The following is a 261-nucleotide window of genomic DNA, read 5'->3' as shown; positions in this document are numbered from 1 at the left end:
GCTACCGGGCTCATGTCCGGTTCGGTCAGCTCGACCTGATTCAAAACGCCAACATCACGTGCAACGCCAATAATCCCCAGGCAGTCGGCACGGTTCGGGGTTACGCTGATTTCGATCGCGTTATCGTTCAGCTTCAGATATTCGCGAATATCGGTTCCGATAGGCGCGTCTTCCGGTAGCTCAATGATACCGTCATGATCGTCGGTAATCCCCAGTTCGGAGAACGAGCAAAGCATACCTTCAGAGGGTTCGCCACGCAGC

At 54.8% G+C, this 261-nt stretch carries 1 pseudogene; it reads right to left on the bottom strand.

The features are described from left to right. Positions 1–261, bottom strand: a pseudogene (locus P8629_RS12145) (phenylalanine--tRNA ligase subunit beta); the annotation flags it as partial.

Source organism: Hydrogenovibrio sp. 3SP14C1 (assembly GCF_029625905.1).
GTDB lineage: Bacteria > Pseudomonadota > Gammaproteobacteria > Thiomicrospirales > Thiomicrospiraceae > Hydrogenovibrio.
The sequence above is the reverse complement of the archived record's forward strand: the minus strand, read 5'-3'. Positions and strand labels throughout refer to the sequence as shown.